The 19884-nt window shown below is 31.5% G+C and carries 17 protein-coding genes; 7 read left to right on the forward strand and 10 right to left on the reverse strand.

Annotated elements, in window-relative coordinates:
* Window positions 1–11 precede the first annotated feature (11 nt).
* From Q0891_RS01010 to Q0891_RS01040, 7 genes are all read right to left on the reverse strand, one after another.
* Window positions 12–848, reverse strand: coding sequence for an OmpA family protein (locus tag Q0891_RS01010; protein ID WP_299098197.1), 837 nt, complete (start codon window positions 846–848; stop codon window positions 12–14).
* A 63-nt stretch (window positions 849–911) separates the two neighbouring features.
* Window positions 912–2546 carry a S41 family peptidase gene (locus tag Q0891_RS01015; protein ID WP_299098198.1) on the reverse strand — a complete coding sequence of 545 codons (1635 nt, stop codon included), beginning with the start codon at window positions 2544–2546 and terminating at the stop codon, window positions 912–914.
* Window positions 2546–2920, reverse strand: coding sequence for a ribonuclease P protein component (rnpA, locus tag Q0891_RS01020; RefSeq protein WP_299098199.1), 375 nt, complete (start codon window positions 2918–2920; stop codon window positions 2546–2548). The genes Q0891_RS01015 and rnpA overlap by 1 nt, the downstream gene beginning before the upstream one ends.
* A gap of 132 nt (window positions 2921–3052) precedes the next feature.
* Complete coding sequence (locus tag Q0891_RS01025; RefSeq protein ID WP_299098200.1) at window positions 3053–4039, reverse strand: YiiG family protein; 987 nt, start codon at window positions 4037–4039, stop codon at window positions 3053–3055.
* A gap of 151 nt (window positions 4040–4190) precedes the next feature.
* Window positions 4191–5993, reverse strand: a complete 1803-nt coding sequence (locus Q0891_RS01030) for a M1 family metallopeptidase (protein WP_299098201.1) — start codon at window positions 5991–5993, stop codon at window positions 4191–4193.
* A 109-nt stretch (window positions 5994–6102) separates the two neighbouring features.
* A complete protein-coding gene (locus tag Q0891_RS01035) occupies window positions 6103–7701 on the reverse strand; it encodes a S8 family peptidase (RefSeq protein ID WP_299098202.1) in 1599 nt (532 codons plus the stop codon).
* A gap of 21 nt (window positions 7702–7722) precedes the next feature.
* The gene (locus Q0891_RS01040; RefSeq protein ID WP_299098203.1) at window positions 7723–8583 is read right to left on the reverse strand and encodes an MBL fold metallo-hydrolase; all 861 of its coding nucleotides are present in this window, start codon (window positions 8581–8583) and stop codon (window positions 7723–7725) included.
* Window positions 8584–8753: 170 nt separating this feature from the next.
* Between Q0891_RS01040 and Q0891_RS01045 the strand changes: the two genes are divergently transcribed.
* On the forward strand, window positions 8754–9095 hold the full coding sequence (locus tag Q0891_RS01045; protein WP_299098204.1) for a DUF202 domain-containing protein: 342 nt from the start codon (window positions 8754–8756) through the stop codon (window positions 9093–9095).
* Between the two features lie 185 nt (window positions 9096–9280).
* On the forward strand, window positions 9281–11155 hold the full coding sequence (locus Q0891_RS01050; RefSeq protein WP_299098205.1) for a cation:proton antiporter: 1875 nt from the start codon (window positions 9281–9283) through the stop codon (window positions 11153–11155).
* A gap of 57 nt (window positions 11156–11212) precedes the next feature.
* Here Q0891_RS01050 and lepA read toward each other — a convergent pair whose 3' ends face one another.
* The gene (gene lepA / locus Q0891_RS01055) at window positions 11213–13009 is read right to left on the reverse strand and encodes a translation elongation factor 4 (RefSeq protein ID WP_299098206.1); all 1797 of its coding nucleotides are present in this window, start codon (window positions 13007–13009) and stop codon (window positions 11213–11215) included.
* A gap of 216 nt (window positions 13010–13225) precedes the next feature.
* Here lepA and Q0891_RS01060 point away from each other — a divergent pair, with 216 nt between their 5' ends.
* Window positions 13226–15616: an outer membrane beta-barrel family protein gene (locus Q0891_RS01060; RefSeq protein WP_299098207.1), complete on the forward strand. Its 2391-nt coding sequence runs from the start codon at window positions 13226–13228 to the stop codon at window positions 15614–15616.
* Window positions 15617–15673: 57 nt separating this feature from the next.
* Here Q0891_RS01060 and Q0891_RS01065 read toward each other — a convergent pair whose 3' ends face one another.
* Window positions 15674–16789, reverse strand: coding sequence for a hypothetical protein (locus tag Q0891_RS01065; RefSeq protein WP_299098208.1), 1116 nt, complete (start codon window positions 16787–16789; stop codon window positions 15674–15676).
* A gap of 61 nt (window positions 16790–16850) precedes the next feature.
* Between Q0891_RS01065 and Q0891_RS01070 the strand changes: the two genes are divergently transcribed.
* The 4 genes from Q0891_RS01070 to Q0891_RS01085 all read left to right on the forward strand — a co-directional run bounded on the left by Q0891_RS01070 (window position 16851) and on the right by Q0891_RS01085 (window position 19701).
* On the forward strand, window positions 16851–18095 hold the full coding sequence (locus tag Q0891_RS01070; protein WP_299098209.1) for a M28 family peptidase: 1245 nt from the start codon (window positions 16851–16853) through the stop codon (window positions 18093–18095).
* Between the two features lie 40 nt (window positions 18096–18135).
* Complete coding sequence (locus tag Q0891_RS01075; protein WP_299098210.1) at window positions 18136–18603, forward strand: hypothetical protein; 468 nt, start codon at window positions 18136–18138, stop codon at window positions 18601–18603.
* A gap of 41 nt (window positions 18604–18644) precedes the next feature.
* Entirely contained in the window at window positions 18645–19232 is a 588-nt protein-coding gene (locus Q0891_RS01080; protein WP_299098211.1) for a hypothetical protein, read from the forward strand.
* A 67-nt stretch (window positions 19233–19299) separates the two neighbouring features.
* The gene (locus Q0891_RS01085; protein ID WP_299098212.1) at window positions 19300–19701 is read left to right on the forward strand and encodes a DUF4345 domain-containing protein; all 402 of its coding nucleotides are present in this window, start codon (window positions 19300–19302) and stop codon (window positions 19699–19701) included.
* Here Q0891_RS01085 and Q0891_RS01090 read toward each other — a convergent pair.
* Window positions 19672–19884 (reverse strand): hypothetical protein, encoded by a 213-nt coding sequence (locus tag Q0891_RS01090; RefSeq protein ID WP_299098213.1) that lies wholly within the window; start codon window positions 19882–19884, stop codon window positions 19672–19674. The two genes, Q0891_RS01085 and Q0891_RS01090, sit on opposite strands and share 30 nt — an antisense overlap.

Here is a 19884-nt window from a genome sequence, read left to right on the forward strand (position 1 = left end):
TTTAGAAACTGTTATTTTTTCTCGTAAATTTTAGTAACCAAAATTTCTACACGTCTATCTTGTTCTGGTTCACCACCAAGTGGTGCTTTACGTCTCATACCTGCAAATTTCATTCGGTAAGGTTTTACACCAGCTTTTACTAAATAATCATATATATATTTTGCACGAGCCATTGACAGATTTCGTTTTTTAGTCTTACGATCTATTGCATCTCTAGTACCTTCTGTACAGCAAACATGCCCTTCAATAGTAAAATAAACATTTGTACGTTCTACTAAAACTTCAGCAATTCCATCAAGTACCAATTTAGATTCTTTGGTTAAATAACTATAACCTGTTCTAAACAATAGATTTTCGAGTAAAATCTTATCACCTTCTTTTAGCTCACCTTTTAAAATATCTTCAGTTTTAGTTTTTTCTGGTTTTTCTTCTTTAGGTTTTGGTGGATAAACAGGAGTCACAATAATTTCAACTTTACGGTTTAAACCACGAATTTTACTCAGATTTTCTTCGTGGACGATGTTAACTAATATCTCACCTTTACCATCTACGTTTGTTATTACAGACTCATCAAATTCGTTATTAGAAAATACTTCTTTAATGGATTGTGCTCTGTTTTGAGATAATACTAAATTATAATTGTCACTACCTCTATCATCAGTAAAACCATAAATAGAAATTTTTTCGATATCTAAATCTTCAATTTCGGTTAAAAAAAGTAATAATCTACTATGTTCAGTTTCGGGAATATCGTGTTTATCAGTGTCAAAATAAACTTCATGTTTCAATTCTTCTTGGGAAAAAGAGAGTTGAAAACATAACAACAAAAAGATAACTAGGGACTTCATTTAATAATAATTTTCTTACTTACAGAAAATGTTTATAACGCTAAATATAGAAAAAATTTGCCTTTATCTCAAAATACTAGCGTATTGTGTTGGGTCATTTAGGATATTCATAGCTTTTTTTATTTCATTATTATGCGTTAGATAATAGGTATATAAACCTTCACTGTAAAAATATCGTTTAATAATCTCTGCTGTAAGTAATGTTTTTAATTGTGTTTTATTTCCGTCAATTGCATTAGATTTATAAGTCATTAGCGCTTTATTTAAATCATTAAACTCAGATTTAATTGCAGACTCAAGTTCTTCTTCTTTTGCAACATTTATGGCGTTTGTTAGTGCTTTTTCGGTTTTAGTTTCAAAGTTAAAACCACTTGTTTTTATATAGTTTTTAAATTTTTTAAAATCTGAATCAGACAATTCAAAAGTCTTTAAATCGTCAACATTATTGTTGTAATAATAATTAGTTGCATAGTTAAAGACCAAATTTTCGTTTGATATTGCTTTTGTAATTGGTGTTTGTTTAGCAAATTCTACTTCAATATCTGGTTGTACGCCTCCTCCATCAAATACGTTACGTCCATTTTTAGTTTTAAAAGCATTGTAATTTTCTTGTTTAGTACGTGTTGCTTTACCGTTTTCATCTCTATTCCAATAATCTAATGCTTGTATACAGCGACCAGAAGGTGTATAATATCTTGAAATAGTAATTTTCATTTGTGTACCATAAGTTAATGGTTTTGGTCTTTGTACTAAACCTTTTCCAAAACTTCTAGTACCTACAACAACAGCTCTATCCATATCTTGCAAAGCACCAGAAACAATTTCACTCGCTGAGGCACTACTACCATCAATTAAAACTACAAGTGGAATTTCAGTATCTATTGGTTCGCGTTTAGTGTGGTAGGTTTTATTATATTTTTTTACTTTAGATTTTGTAGTTACAACTAACTGATCTTTTGGTACAAAAATATTAGTAACGTTAACAGCTTCATGAAGTAAGCCACCAGGATTTCCTCTAAGATCTAAAATAAGTTTTGTTGCACCTTGATTTTTTAAGGCTTTAATAGCTCTAATAGTTTCAGAAGACGCTTTTGCATTAAACTTTCTTAGTACAACATAGCCCGTTTCTTTATCTATCATTGCATAATGTGGTACAGCTTTTATCTCTAAAGATTCTCTTATAATTTTAACGGTATTTGTTTTTCCTTGACGTTTATATGTAATTGAAACTTCTGTACCTGCGGCTCCTTGTAATAGGTTAGCAGCATCATCTTTAAAATCTGCTACTATTACTTTATCTACTTGAATGATTTCATCACCAGCTTTTAAACCTGCTTTATCAGCTGCATAATTTTGATATGGTTCTACAATAACCAATTTATCTTTTAGTGTTAATACTTTAGCACCAATGCCTGTATAATCACCTGCATTATTTATTCTAGAGGCTTCTACATCTTGTTCGTTATAAAATTGGGTATAAGGATCTAAATCATCTAACATGCTTTTTATAGCAGTATTCATTAAACTACCAGGATTGGTATCATCAACATAATTCATGTTGATTTCCTTAAATAATGTTGTAAATATTTCTATTTGCTTAGCAATTTCGAAGAAATCATTTTTAAAAGCTGTGGTACCAAAAAAGATAAGCACAGCTATTGCTGGAAACAATATTTTATTACGTAGTTGTTTTCTCATTAGTTAGAAGTTTTGTCAATAAATTTTTTGAACAATAATTTCATACTACCATTAAGTTTATCAAAAGTTGTTCCATCTTTACTAAGATATAAAATCATAAACGCAAAAGAAGTAGAACTATTGTTAAAATATAGTGGTTTATTTAGTCTGTAAGCTTCACGTAGTAAACGTTTTATTTGGTTTCTAGACACTGCGGTTTTATGCAATCGCTTACTTACGGAAACACCTGTTTTTAGTGCAGAACCATCATCAAATTCGGTTTTTAGATATATAAGTTTAAGAGGATAGGCTGTTACAGCCTTTCCTTCTGTAAAAAGCTGTTCGATTAACTTTTTACTTTTTAGCTTATCTTTTTTTGAATATTTGAAGTTCACTCTTTATTATCTAGTGCAACAAAAATAGAATTGTATTTGTTACTATCAACGATTTGATTTAATTATATTAAAAAACCATATCAAATGATATGGTCTTAAAGAGTTTATAAAAATTTTTATTAATGATAAATTTTAATTCATGCGGTTGTAATTAGTTACCAAGTTACCAAAAACCGCTCTCAATTTTAATGCAGAACCAGATGCCGGAATTGAAGGATGTGTTATTCCATAATCAAAATCATTTTTTTCAATACGTTCAATTAAATTTCTTGTTTCTCTAATGAATGAATTGCCTTCTCTGATAAAACTTGGTAGAAAACTTTTTGCGATACTAGTTTTTCCAAATTCTTTTGTCTTTTGGGTTTCGTCTTTATTTTGCGCTTCTAATTCATTATGTACAGTTCTAAAATCAGCGAGTTTTGCTTTTAGTTCTTTAATATCTACGGATTTTAATTTTTCACCATCTAAGTTACCGATAACATCAAAAACCTGATCTGCTTTATTTAATTCCATCATAAGATTATATCTAATTAGCTCACCATTTTCCTTGTACTTATTAGCTTCAAATTCTTTCAGGCTATTTTGTAACCCTTTAAAGTTAATGTACATAGTGTCATAACTTTTATAATAGTTTTCAAAAGCTTTTACAAGTTCTTTATGTAAATCTTTACCAAGTGCAAAATCATCATCTTTGTAATCTTGTTTTTGATAGTATGAATCTGCTTTTTCTAAGGTAGAATAGAGTGTGGTAGCATCTTTTAATACAGTTTTCATTAAATCGTCTACTTCTTCAATTTCTGGATCTAGAGCAATTGCTTTTTCTAGTTTTTCTAATTCAAAATCACTTAATGTTGTTACACCACCAATTCTTTTACTTTCATTAGATGGTCCTTTTTCATAATCTGCCCAACTAAAATAGCGCTCATAAGAATTCCCAACATTTTTATCGAAACGGTTCCCAAAGCCTATGTACATATTGTATTTATCTATAAATTCTTTAGATTCAAATTTATCTAAGGATTTAGTATTTACTTGCTCAGCATTGGAGGCTTTTTTTTCATCGTTACAGCTTGTTGCAATAAATAATAAAGTAATACAGGATAAAATTAATTTTTTCATGGTTTATTTAGTGTTAATTACAGTGTAAAATTAACTCAAATACTAATTATGCAAATAACTAATAATGGCGAATTTAGTATCCCAAAATTCAGGGATAAAAAAACCTCATCACTTAATGATGAGGTTTAATAAATTGTATTACGATAAAAAATTATTCTATAGCTATAGTGTTATTTTCACGGTTAACATCAGCCATCATTTGAGATGCATCAATTTCTACTGATTTTACATCTTTATTTGTCTTAAAGGAATACGTTGGCATTGCCCAAGCCCAATCGCTAATAATTGTTGCTGAGGTTGGTTTTTCGCCACGCATCATTTGTAAAGGAATATAAAAATCTTCTGTTGTACCATCTACATAAGTTACTGAAAGGTCTACAGGCATTGGCATTAAGCCAATACGTTCTAATGTAATTGTTTTATTATCTATAGATTTTACAGCGTAATCAATGGTATTTGTGGTTTGTGCAAAATCAATAAAATACCAGTCGAGTTCAAAATCCGTAATACGTTCTGCTGTTCTTATAATATCGAAGGGTTTAGGGTGTTTAAATGAAAAATTATTAAAGTATGATTTAATAGTTTTATTTAAATTATCATTACCAATTACATAACCTAATTGGGCTAAAAAAACAGCTCCTTTGTTATAAGCAGCAGCACCATAAACTTGATTAAATGCATAACGATCAGAATGAGTTGTTAATGGTTGTTCATAACCTGAATTAGCTAAACCAAGATAACCCTTATAAGTACGAGCAAGCGGATTAGGGTTTTTATCATCTTTAAGTGAATTCATCGCTAAAGTTGATATGTAGGTTGTAAAACCTTCATCCATCCACTCATGTTTTGTTTCGTTAGAAGCTAGTAAAAATTGAAACCAAGTATGTGCTAACTCATGAGCAGTGACACCTAATAAACTACCATATTTTCGCTTACCTGTTATAAGTGTACACATAGCATACTCCATGCCGCCATCACCACCTTGTATTACGGAGTATTGATCGTATGGGTATTTACCAACATTATCACTAAAGAAATCCATTAGTTGTGCTGTTTCTGCTTGTAGTTTTTTCCAATTGTCTAAGTATTCTTTCTTTAAATCTTTTTTATAGTAGAAATGAAGCATTGGTCCATTTGGCATTTGAAACGTATCATGAATAAAATCTGGATCTGCAGCCCAAGTAAAATCGTGAACATTTGGTGCTTTAAAGTGATGGGTTTTCTTTCCAGACTTTTTAGTTGGTTCGCCTTGTAAATAGCCAGTTCCACCAACGACGTAATCTTTATCTATTGTTAATTTTACATCAAAATTCCCCCAAACACCATGAAATTCTCTCGCTATATATGGATCTGCATGCCATCCTTCATCGTCATATTCTGCTAATTTAGGATACCATTGCGACATAGATAAAGCGACACCTTCTGCGTTATCTCTACCTGAACGACGAATTTGAACAGGAACTTGAGCATCAAAATCCATATCAAAAGTGACCTTTTCTCCAGGTTGTATAGGTTGGCTTAGTTTTACTTCTAAAACGGTACCTACGGTTTCATAACTTATCGCTGTTCCGTTTTGTTTTAGAGAATTAACTTTAATATATCCTATTTCATTAGGTTGAAGTTTACTTATACGATCACCAATTTTTGGACTAGGATCTTTTATAGTACGTGAGCGTACATCCATTTCACTGCCTGGCTGAAAAGCATTGAAATATAAATGGTAATATACACGCTTTAGTACATCTGGTGAATTGTTAGTATAAACCAATTTCTGTTTGCCTACATATTGGTAATTATTGACATCCATATCTATTTCCATAGAATAATCTACGTGTTGTTGCCAGTAGCTGTCTTTAGAAATAGGTAATTCTTTAACAACTTCCTTTGGAGGATTTGATGCACCACACGCTATAAATAATACAAGTGAAAAAAGACTTATTAAGAAATGTCTCATGAAATTTGATTTAATTTGAAACTAAAGTTTATTGATAATTAACTAAAATGAGTTATTAAGCCATTACAACTCAATAACTCATTTTACAGGTCTACAATGATGTAGATGATTACATTTTTGAAGCTAAAATTAAAGCATTGTAAGCATTTACTATGCGTCCTGTTTTAGATAAATCTGAAAACGGTTTTACATTAGAAGCATCTCCACCTACAACAACTTTAGTTGTTAAAGGTAAACCAGATTCTAAAATAACTTGCTTTACTTGTGCAGCAGATAATTTAGGATAATATGAACGTACTAAAGCAGCAACACCAGCAACAGCAGGTGAGGCCATAGAAGTTCCACTTATACTTTTATATTCATTTTCTGGGAATGTAGAATAGATTCCAGAACCTGGCGCAAAGACATCAACATTCTTTTTACCGTAGTTAGAAAAACCAGAAACCATTTTAGATCCATATTTAGATGTTAATGAACCTACTCTAATATAAGTGTTAGATACCTCAACAAAATCTACATTATCATCAGGAAAGTTAGGCTCTACGTCAATGTTTTCACTTGAGTTACCTGCAGCATGTACAAAAACCACATCGTTATCAGAAGCATACTTAATAGCGTCTCTTACCCATTCTGAATGTGGAGAGAAAGACTTACCAAAACTTCCGTTAATTACTTGTGCACCATTATCTACTGCGTAACGGATAGCTAAAGCAACATCTTTATCATACTCATCTCCATTTGGTACAGCTCTAATAGACATAATTTCTACATTGTTAGCAACACCATTTGCTCCTAAACCATTATTACGTTCTGCAGCAATAATACCAGCAACGTGAGTACCATGAGATTCAGATTTTTTTACAGGCTTAACGTTACCGTTACCATAACCAGTATCAGATAAGTTGTTAATATCATCTACTGTTTTACGACCAGAAAAGTCTTTGTTTAAGTTAAAGTTTAAACGTTCGTTAATACTCTCTAAAGCATTATTAATTTCTACATTAGCTTCAGCTAAAGTTAAACCATTTGCACTCATTTGGTTGGCAATTTGCTTTGCTTGAGATAAAGACTCATCTTCAGTTTCAATAGCGTTTACTTCCTCTAATGTGTAGTCACTTTTTCCTAATTGTTTAGTTAAAGTTTCATGTGCACCACTAACAGCTTGCGCTATTTGGTCGTATTGTGCTTTACGTCCTGTCCATAATTGGTAATCCTTATCGTATTGTGCTTGCGCAGCAGAATAACTAGGGTTAGACGTATCTCCTGAAGCAATAATTCTTACAAATTCTAATTGCTCATCATAGGCATCTCCTAAGAAATTCCAACCATGAATATCGTCTACATAACCATTTTTATCATCGTCAATTCCGTTATTTGGTTTTTCTCCTTTGTTTGTCCAAAGTACACCATCTAAATCTTCATGATCAATATCAATACCTGAATCTATTACAGCAACAATTACTGTCTTTCCTTTTTTGTTATTAATAATTTCAGCGTAAGCTTTATCTACGCTCATACCAGGAATTGTATCTTTAATTAGATCTAAGTGTCCCCAATTTTCTTTTTGAGCATCAGTTAATTCTGTAACTTTTAAAGGTGATGTATCAATATTTTCAATTGGTGTAGATATAATATCTCCTGTTCCACAACCTAAAAATAAGGTTCCGGCAAATCCTAAATAGGCGATTAAATTGTAATTAATTTTCATTTTTCTTTAATGTTTAAAGCTTTAGTTAAATAGTGAGTTTGTTGTAAATGTTTCGTTTAGTCTCACACCTTTTTCTGTGTGTTTAACCGTTATAATTTCGTTATGCGCATCATGTTCTAAAAATAAATAGAAGTTATGGTCTGCAGCCATGTTCAAAAATAACTCTTTTTCATCTAAAGTTAATAATGGTCTAGTATCATAGCCCATAACAAAAGGTAAAGGTAAATGACCAACTGTTGGCAATAAGTCTGCCATAAAGCAAATGGTTTTTCCTTTATACTGAATCATAGGAATCATTTGTTTATCTGTATGACCATTTGCAAAGAAAATATCAAAACCTAAGTTAGAATTTTTTAAAATATGACTTTCAGGAATATCAGTAAATTTTAGATGACCACTTTCGTGCATTGGTAAAATATTCTCTTTTAAAAACGAAGCAACTTCTCTTCGGTTAGGCTCTGTTGCCCATTTCCAATGATTTTCATTACTCCAAAAATGTGCGTTTTTAAAAGCTGGTTCATAACCTGTTCGGTCTTTATTCCATTGAATACTTCCTCCACAATGATCAAAATGAAGATGTGTCATAAAAACATCAGTAATATCATCTCTGTGAAATCCGTATTGCGCCAAAGATTTATCAATACTATCATCACCATATAGAAAATAGTAACCATAGAATTTTTCACTTTGTTTATTTCCCATACCTGTATCTATTAAAATAAGACGATCACCATCTTCAATTAATAAACAACGTGCAGCAATATCAATCATATTATTTTGGTCTGCAGGATTGGTACGTTGCCACAATGATTTTGGTACAACACCAAACATAGCACCACCATCTAGTTTAAAATTTCCGGCATTAATAGGATATAATTGCATTGGCAAATTTTTGTAAAGTCTTGCAAATTACTAAAAGCATTAAAACTAATTGTTGTTAGTTAGCATAAATTACAGGATTTTTAACAAATAAGAACCGTATTATTCACTTTCAATTCTCAAAAAATAATTACATTTAGCTATCAGGTTTTTAAAACCACATATCTATAGAAATGAATACGTCTAAAAAGAAATCTAAAAAGAAAAATTTATTAAGCTTTGGTCGCGATTTTAATCCAGATCAAAAAGTAATTTTAAGAGATTATTTAGCCATTGAGCGCACACGTTTGGCTAATGAACGTACACTTTTATCGTATGTTCGTTCGTCTTTATATTTATTATTAGGCGCTATTGCACTGTATCAATTAAAAGAATTTGCAAATTTTGAATATTTAGCGCTCGTAGCCTTGGTGTTTTGCGTCATTTTTTTTGTGATTGGTGTTTATAGATTCACACTTTTAAAGAGAAGTCTAAAGAAACTTTATTATAGCGCAGAAAAAAGTAAAAACGATTAGCAATTAATAAAAAATAACGTGATCTATAAATTTAGTAAAACGGAATAGAACCACTTTAATAAAATACCAAAAGTTGAGTTTTAAAGGTAATTCCTGTTTAATTATCAATTAGAGTAAGTCGCGTTCCAATAGAATTAAATGGTTTTAAAGTCAATATTTAGTATTTTCACGCAAAATGTATTAAAATGTTAGAATTAGCAGGAATAATTATACTTGGTATATTGGCGCAATGGATGGCATGGAAATTTAAAATTCCAGCGATTTTACCACTAATATTGATTGGTCTTTTAGTTGGCCCAATTGCCGCAGAATTTTTAAGTGCAGATGGTACAAAGTGGATTGAACCTATATGGAATGAAACCGAAGGGTTATTTCCTGGAGAAAGCCTATTTTATTTTGTTTCACTTGCCATTAGTATTATTCTTTTTGAAGGCGGTTTAACGCTAAAACTAAATGAAATAAAGAATGTGGGACCAGTAATTACAAAGTTAATAACCATTGGTTCACTAGTTACATTTTTCGGAGCAGCAATAGCAGCACGTTTTATTTTTGAACTTAGCTGGGAGATTTCATTTCTGTTTTCTGGTCTTATTATCGTTACAGGCCCTACTGTTATTACACCTATCTTAAGAAACATTCCATTAAAAAAAGATGTTTCAGCCGTTTTAAAATGGGAAGGTATTTTAATAGATCCAATTGGTGCATTAGTTGCCGTTTTGGTTTTTGAATTTATTAGTGTAGATGCTGGAGGCGAATTCACAAAAACAGCGTTAATAGAATTTGGTAAAATTGTATTATTTGGCTCTACATTCGGGTTTACATTTGCTCATGCATTAAATTTTATTTTGAATAAAAAATGGGTCCCTCATTATTTAATGAATGTCTTTACGTTAGCTGCAGTTTTAGGTGTTTTTGTATTGTCTGATGCCTTTGCTCACGAATCTGGATTATTGGCAGTAGTTGTTATGGGAATGGTATTAGGAAACTCTAATTCACCACATCTAAAGGATATTTTATATTTTAAAGAATCACTTAGTGTACTGCTTATTTCAATACTCTTTATCCTTTTAGCAGCAAATATTAATTTTGAAGAATTATTATTAATTTATAACTGGAAAACAGCAATCCTTTTCTTAGTCATTGTATTTTTAATAAGACCTATTGGTGTGTTTTTAAGTACCATTGGTTCTACACTAAAACTGAACGAAAAACTCTTTATAAGTTGGGTAGGACCACGAGGAATAGTAGCTGCTGGTATAGCATCGCTATTTGGTTTAAAATTAGCGAGATTAGGTGTTCCTGGAGCAGAATATATAACACCCTTAGTATTTGTAATTGTATTAGGTACGGTTTTGCTTAATGCAACTACAGCAAGATTATTTGCAAGATTGGTAGGCGTTTTCTTAAAATCATCCAATGGAATTTTAATTGTAGGAGCATCTAAAGTTTCTAGATTATTAGGTCATTATTTAGAATCAAATGGAAGACATGTAGTGCTAATAGATAGTAACCAAAACAATATTACAAAAGCAAAGGAACTAGGCTTAGAAGCATTAAACACTAATATTTATTCTGATGCCTTAACGGATAATATAGAATTGAATGACGTTGGTTATTTAATGGCAATTACCGGAAATTCGGATATTAATAAATACGCTATTAATAAATTTAAAAAGCAATTTGGAGAAAACGGATCATTTAGATTAGTCACTTCAGAAGAAATTAGTAATCCAGATGTTAATCCAACAGAAGGGTTGTTTTCGCCCACTGATGATTACACTTCTTTATTAGAGGTTACTAGAAAATATCCATCCATACAGGAAATAGATATTGAAGACAAAGTACAATATGAAAACCTTATAGAAATTACGAATAAGAATAAGGATATTATTCCTCTATTTATTAAAGATGACGAGGGCGAATTACATATCATTTCTTCATTCAATAAAGAAATAAAAGACATAGGAGATAAAAACAAATTGGTGTATTTAGGAAAACCATTTGATGTTGAAAAAGTGGTGCATGAAGACGATAATCTACCTGATGTTACAAAAGAATGAAGCATAAAAAAATCCCTCTGAAAGAAGGGATTTTTTTATATAAGTTTAATAAATTATTTAATCATTCAATTTTAAAACAGCCATAAATGCTTGTTGAGGTATTTCTACATTACCTACTTGGCGCATACGTTTTTTACCTTTTTTCTGTTTTTCTAATAACTTACGCTTACGAGAAATATCACCACCATAACATTTTGCAGTTACATCTTTACGTAAAGCTTTCACGGTTTCTCTGGCAATAATTTTTGCTCCAATAGCAGCTTGAATAGGAATATCAAATTGTTGACGTGGAATAAGCTCTTTTAACTTCTCACACATCTTTTTACCAATATTATGTGCATTATCTGCGTGAATTAAAGCAGACAGCGCATCTACAGGTTGTGCGTTTAATAAAACATCTAATCTTACTAGTTTAGAGACCTTCATGCCAATAGGAGAATAATCAAAAGAAGCATAGCCTTTAGAAACGGTTTTTAAACGATCGTAAAAATCGAAAACTATCTCTGCTAATGGCATTTCAAAAATTAATTCAACACGCTCTGTTGTTAAATAGGTTTGATTAACAATCATACCACGCTTTTCTATACAAAGGCTCATTACGTTACCAACAAAATCTGCTTTTGTAATAATGGTAGCCTTAATAAAAGGTTCTTCAACTCTATTAACTGTAGTTGGTTCTGGTAAATCACTAGGATTATTAACTATAAAAGGAACCTCTGGTTCTTTGTTAGTATAGGCATTATAAGATACGTTAGGAACCGTTGTAATAACCGTCATATCAAACTCACGCTCTAAACGTTCTTGAATGATTTCCATGTGCAACATACCTAAGAATCCACAACGGAATCCAAAACCTAAAGCAGCAGAACTTTCTGGCTGAAATACCAAAGACGCGTCATTTAGCTGCAGTTTTTCCATAGAGTTTCTTAACTCTTCGTAATCTTCAGTGTCTACAGGATAAATACCAGCAAATACCATTGGTTTTACATCTTCAAAACCTTCAACAATATTGGTTGTAGGATTAGCAAAATCGGTAATAGTATCACCAACTTTCACTTCTTTAGCCGTTTTTATTCCTGTAATTAAGTACCCAACATCACCAGCTTTTACGCTTTGTTTAGGTACTTGGTTAAGTTTCAATGTTCCTACTTCATCAGCAAAATATTCTTTTCCTGTGGCAACGAATTTAATTTTTTGTCCTTTTTTAATTTCGCCATTAAAGACTCTAAAATAGGTTTCAATTCCTCTAAATGTATTGTACACAGAATCGAAAATTAAGGCTTGTAATGGTTCATCTACATTGCCTTTTGGTGCAGGAACACGTTCAATAATTGCTTTTAAAATTTCATCGACACCAAACCCTGTTTTTCCACTTGCATGAATCACTTCTTCAGGATCACAACCTAATAGATCAACAATATCATCTGTAACTTCTTCTGGGTTTGCACTTGGTAAATCTACTTTATTTAAAACCGGAATAATCTCTAAATCATTTTCTAAAGCTAAATATAGATTAGAAATGGTTTGTGCTTGTATACTTTGAGCAGCATCTACAATAAGTAATGCACCTTCACAAGCAGCAATAGATCGAGAAACTTCGTATGAAAAATCTACGTGACCAGGTGTATCAATTAGGTTAAGAACATATTTCTCGCCTTCAAATTCATAATCCATTTGTATGGCATGTGATTTTATGGTAATACCACGTTCGCGCTCCAAATCCATACTATCTAAAAGTTGGGCTTGTTGCTCTCTAGCCGTCACAGAACCTGTATAATCTAACAAGCGATCTGCTAAGGTGCTTTTTCCGTGGTCAATATGTGCAATAATGCAAAAGTTACGTATGTTCTTCATGTCTATTTTAAAGGCAATGAACTCATCAAAATCGAGTTCTAATATCTAATTTGCAAATATAATCGATTTCTTGTGCTTTAAACTATCAATTATTACAATTAAACGCTGCTATTTACGTCAAAACCACAACAAAAAGTAAAAAACTATTAATATATTGCCTCTCAATTTTTGTGAATGGTATTTAGTAGTCGTTACTTCATTTGTTTAATCTTTGTTTTGCTTAGTTCTACTAATTGGGCTCAAGAGTCTTCAATTTCAGGACAAGTAGTGGATACTAACAATATGCCTATTTCATTGGCTAATGTGGTCATACTTAGTGAAGACGGTACGTCTTTTTTAAAAGGGACATCTACAGATGATGAAGGTTTTTTTAATATAACAAACCTTTCTACCGAAATATATGTAATAAAAATTAGCTTCATTGGTTTTGAAGAATTTGAACAAAAAATTATACTAACAGGAAACTTAGATTTAGCAAAAATTCAGCTTCAAGCAATTTCCGAAAGTTTAGATGAAGTTACTGTCATTGCAAAAAAACCAACTATAACTCGTAAGCCAGATCGACTTGTATTTAATGTAGAAAATACGGCTTTAACAGAAGGTTCTACACTTGGTGTTTTAAAAAGTACACCTGGTATTATTGTTTCTGAGGGTAGTATGAATATTAAAAGCTCACCTGCAACAGTTTTTATAAATAATAGACGTGTACAACTCACATCTGATGAGCTCATAACATTATTAGAAAGTGCGCCTGCAAACAGTATAAAATCGGTTGAGGTAATTACAAATCCGCCAGCAAGTTATGACGCAGATTCTGGATCTGTAATTAATATAATAATGAATAAAAACCTAGTTACAGGTTATAGAGGAAGTGCATTTGCTAATTATACTCAAGCAGTTTTTCCGAGATATAATGCAGGTACGAGCCATTACTTTAAAAACAATAAAATCAATCTTAACTTAAACTATAGTTATTCTCAAAATAAAGTAAATAGAGATCAAGATGATACTATTAATTATTTAGAAAATACAAATCCTAATCCAGACGAAGAAGCTATTTACGAAATTGACCAAATTTGGAAATCTAATATTAACAGAAACACATGGTCTCAAACACATAATCTAAATCTTAATTTTGATTATTATATTGATGATAATAATACTTTGAGCCTTACAAGTACAGGTCTTTACACGCCTTATTATAAGTATTTGGTTAAAAACAAAACTGATATTTTTGATGAGAATTTAAGCCTTCAAGATCGTTTTACTACAGATAATTTATCTAGAGATAAACAATATAACATTGGTACAGATTTAAACTTCAGACATAGTTTTGAAAGTGGTGCAAGCCTATCGTTAAATGGTCACTATACGATCTATGATTATAATCGAGATCAAAACGTGTTTACCAATAATTATGATATTGATAATATTTTTGAAGATAGCTCAGAGTTTAATACAGACGCCAACCAAAAAACCAATATTATTAATGGTAAAGCAGATTACAGTTTACCTATAAATGAAACATCGAGTTTAGATGTTGGAGCAAAATACTCTCACATAAATACAGAAAGCGACATTACAAGGTTTGATATTGTTGGCGGAACTGAAGTTATAAATATAGATAACACAGACGCCTTTCAATATGATGAAAATGTATTAGCAGCTTATTCAAACTACTCAAAATCTTGGGATAAATGGGAATTAAGTATTGGTCTTAGAGTAGAACAGAGTAATATTGAAGGTACATCTGTTACTTTAAATGAAACCAACGAGCAAGATTATTTAAATTGGTTTCCTAATGCGAGTTTATCACATCAAATTTCAGAATCAGTCAATGTAACAGCTAATTACAAACGAAGTATTACAAGACCAAGTTACAAGGATTTAAACCCGTTTACTTTTTTTTTAAATGAGAGCAATGTGGTTCTTGGTAACCCTAATTTAAATCCAACATACATAGATTATTATTATTTAGGTGTTAACTTTTTAGAGAACTTTACCATTTCAGGATATTACAAAAATTTTGATGGCGATATTGTAGAGTTACCTAGACAAGATAATGATACTAATATAATTGCTTATACACCAACCAATCTCGAGAACAAAGTAGAGTATGGGTTTGATTTAGAATATATCGCTGCACCAGCAAGACATTGGGACCTATATTTTGTAACTTCTTTTTATAATATCGCTGAAGAAGCCAGTTTTATAGAAGGTTTTGCTGAGCAAAATCAATGGTCTAATTACAGTGTGTTATCTAATAGTTTTGCATTTTTAAAAGACCAAAGTTTAAATGCCAGTTTAACTTTCACTTGGGTTGGTAAAAACTTACAGCAATTTCAAACTATAGATGATAGGTTGGTCTCAGAACTAAGTGTTTCTAAAACTATTTTAAAGAAAAAGGGTGTAATTACTTTTGCTGTTGAAGACTTCTTTGATCTTCAAGATTTTAAATCTAGAACACGTTATTTAAACCAATCTAGTTACAGTTCTGTGGATATTGATAATAGATTCATAAAACTAGGTTTCCGTTATAAATTTGGTAATACTAAGTTGTCTACTAACGAACGTACTACAGATGCAGAAGAACGCGAAAGACTTTAATCCTGCTATTCTGCAATAAACAAGTCTGTATCTCAATTTATGTATTTCAGAACATCCCTAATCGCGCCATTCTGCAATAAACAGATTAGTATCGCGTCCACCACCATTATTTCTATTAGAAGAAAAGGCTAAATATTTACCATCATTAGAAAACACAGGGAATGCATCAAACGTTTCGCCATGTGTTACACGTTTTAAATTCTTTCCATCGATATCTATTAAATATAAGTTGAAAGGAAAACCGCGTTCTGCCTCAAAATTAGAAGAGAATAATACTTTATTTCCAGAAGGATGAAAAAATGGACTCCAATTAGCGTTGCCTAAATCGGTTAATTGTCTTAAATCAGAACCATCTGCATTACAGATATAAAGTTCCATTTCTGTTGGCTGTACTAAACCTTCAGCTAATAAGTCTTTGTATTCTTTAATTTCTTCTTCTGTTTTTGGTCGAGAAGAACGGAAGATTAACTTACTACCATCCGGAGAGAAAAATGCGCCTCCATCGTAACCTAATTCATGCGTTATTTGTTTAACATCACTACCATCAATGTTCATGGTATATAATTCTAAATCACCACTTCTGGTTGAGGTAAATACAATTTTATCGCCTTTAGGAGATACTGTAGGTTCTGCGTCGTATCCAATCTCATCGGTTAATTGTTTTACAATATTACCTTCTAAGTCGGCTACAAAAATATCATAGCTGTCATAGATTGGCCAAATGTATTTCCCATCTTTTTTAAGAGGCGTATCAGGACATTCGTCTTGTTTTAAATGCGTAGACGCATAGATAATATGTTTATTATCTGGCAAGAAATATGCACATGTTGTTCTCCCTTTTCCGGTACTTAGCATTGGTGGTGCAATACTATCTGTAAAGGTTTCGTTTGCATTCATTAAAAACATTTGGTCGCAACCAACGCCCCATTTTGCGTTGTTAGACTGAAACACTAATTGTTTATCATCAAAACTCCAATACGCTTCTGCATTATCGCCTCCATAAGTCACTTGTCTAATAGATTTAAAATGGGTTTCTTCTGGGTAGATTAATGAATCGTATTTTTTAGTTGCTCCAGAGGTGGTATCGGTTGAATATTCTGAAGCTTCAGACTTTTCATTTTTACAAGACGAAATTGTAACAAGTAGAAGTAAAATAACAATGATTCTGTACATAATATAGGATTATAATAAATGGCTTTTAATGCCTAATTTTGTGTAAAAATATGGTTTACAGATGAAAAAATTACTTTTTTTATACCTTTTAGTAGGAATATCAGCTTGTAAAAACGAGCCCAAAGTTGCTGAGGATAACATTAAAGAAGACGTTGTGTTTTTAGCAGATGATAAGTTAGAAGGTCGTCAAACAGGTACACAAGGTGAAGTTTTAGCTTCAGAATACCTTATTAAACGCTATACCGATATTGGGCTACAACCTAAAGGAACTGAAGGGTTTTTGCAATCATTTTCGTTTAAACCTAAAACAGATCCTCATAGTGAAGTAGAATTTACAACTAATGAAGATAGCACAATTACAGGTCATAATGTTATTGGTTTTATAGATAATAAAGCGACAACTACAATTGTTATAGGTGCGCATTACGACCATTTAGGATATGGTGGTGAAGGCTCTTTGTTTAGAGGCGAAGAAAAAGCAATCCATAATGGTGCGGATGATAATGCAAGTGGAGTAGCAGTAATGCTAAATTTGGCAAGCCGATTAAAAGTGAGAAATGATCAGGCTGAAATAAAAGATAAAAACAACTATTTATTCATGGCTTTTTCTGGAGAAGAAATGGGATTGTTAGGTTCTAATTATTTTTCAAAAAACCCAACTATTGAATCTGAATCTATTAATTATATGATTAATATGGATATGGTTGGCAGAATGAAAGCGGATAGTACTTTAGCTGTATACGGAACAGGTACATCACCAATGTTTAAACAAACAATTAAAGCAAATAACGATAAGTTTAAAATCGTTGAAAACGAAAGTGGAGTAGGACCAAGTGATCACACGTCTTTCTATTTAATTGATATTCCGGTGTTGCACTTTTTTACTGGTCAGCATGAAGATTATCATAAACCGGGTGATGATTCAGAAAAGTTGAATTATGATGGCATGAATTTAATTTCAGATTACATCTTCAATATTATTACCGATTTAGATGATAATGGCGAATTAGCATTTAGAAAAACAAAAAATGAAAGCGAAGAAACACCTCGATTTAAGGTAGGCTTAGGTGTTGTTCCAGATTATTTATTTGACGGTAAAGGTATGCGCATTGATGGCACGCGAGAAGAAACACCAGCTTTTAATGCTGGTATACAAAAAGGGGATGTGGTTATTAAATTAGGTGATAGTACTGTAACTGATATGATGAGTTATATGAGAGCGTTATCTATTTTTGATAAAGGCGATGAAGCAGCAATTACTGTATTAAGAGGCAAAGAAACTATTAATACAAAGGTTAAGTTTTAGAAGAAACTTAGTTTTGATTTAATAAGTAGAGCATGTAGGAATGTTAAAAATAACACGAGTAATTTTCTATGTTATATTATTCTTTTTTATTGGAGATGTATTCGATTTGTTTCAATCAAAACTAATCTTTTTTAAAAGTTTCATTTATTACAGCATTTTACTTTTACCTATTCCTATGCTTATTATGGAACTAAAAGCAAATTGTTCTGAACCTATATTGAGAAACGCTATTCCAACAATAACTCTAGTTGGATTGCTATATTTAAACCCTTTAAAAATTTTGTGTCATAGCGAACCTTGGAAAACCAAACAAGTTATCCTAATTAATGAAAACTATGAAAATCATAAAGTAGAAATTCAATCTAAGGATAACGGAGATTTAAAAAAGACCAAGCGAAACACAGAGGTTTATTACTTATCACAATATTTTTATGTTGTTTTATCTGAAGATTATGATGATAGAAACTTTATAGGAACCAATTGGAAAGGAATAGACTCAAAAAAATAATGTAGATTTGTGGTTTAACATTAATTAAATTCCCAAATATTATGAAAAAACTTTTATCTCTATTTTGTCTTTTTACCTTGTTAACAGCATTTACTTGTGAAGACGAACCTATAGATGATGGTATAGATTCAGGACCAAATAATACTAATGTAGCATTAATAGGCACTTGGGATTTAACTGATTTTAGTGTTACCTTAGAAACGTCTACAGATTTTAATGGACAAAGTTTTACGTCTGATATTGATATACAAAGTACTGAAGAAAATTACGAGCTAACATTTACAGAAAGTAATTTTACAACAAGTGGAAATTACACTTATGATACCAGTATTGTTGTAAATGGAGAAATTGCTCAGTCAGAGCCTTACACATTAGAGAATGTCAGTGGAAGTGGAACGTATACTACAAGCGGAAATGTTATGACTGTAGATGGATCGTTTTTTGAATTTGAATTTGAAGGCATGGATGATAGTGCATTACAAGGCGAACAAACAGGAACATTTGATATTTCTGCTGATGGCCAAACACTAACATTTTCACAAGACGAAACAGTATCTCAAACAGAACCTACAACAGGTACAGTAACATCTAGCACAACAGTCTCTACCTCTGTTTGGACTAAACAATAAGACTTGTTTTTGCGATAATTATATTAATAGGTCTTTCAGGTAATAAAACATTGAAAAAACCATATTAATGAAGATAACTCAAAACGCAATTATTACTAAAGTTCATCTTGTAATTTCGGTGTTAATTGTTGTACCAATTGCTTTTGTTTACGGATTCAATCCAAGTTCAGAGTTTGATATTCATTTGAATACTATTGATGAGCATAACCAGTTTAAAGCCGTTATGGGTTTATATTTAGGGTTTTCAATAGTTTGGATTTTAGGGATTTTTAAAGCTAAATTTTTCAAACTGGCATTGACTTCCAATATCATTTTTATGATAGGATTAGGCTTTGGAAGAATTTTGAGTTGGCTTATAGATGGCACACCAACTTTTGGATATCAATTTGGCGCTTTTGCAGAGATATTTCTTGGTTGTTACGGACTTTGGGTATTAATATCACATCATCATACTGCCACAAATTCCTAAACTTATAATAACATATACAGCAGCTAAAATGAATAAAACTTTAGCTGCTTTTTTGTTTTTTTTGAGTACTGCAAAGCCAATAATAGCTAGTAAAATTGCAGGACCAAACATTATAGCAACAATTAATATTATTAAGCCATCTAAATTCATTCCTCCCGTTGCTTCAATCAATAATGTTGTCAT

The sequence above is a fragment of the uncultured Winogradskyella sp. genome (assembly GCF_947498005.1).
GTDB lineage: Bacteria > Bacteroidota > Bacteroidia > Flavobacteriales > Flavobacteriaceae > Winogradskyella.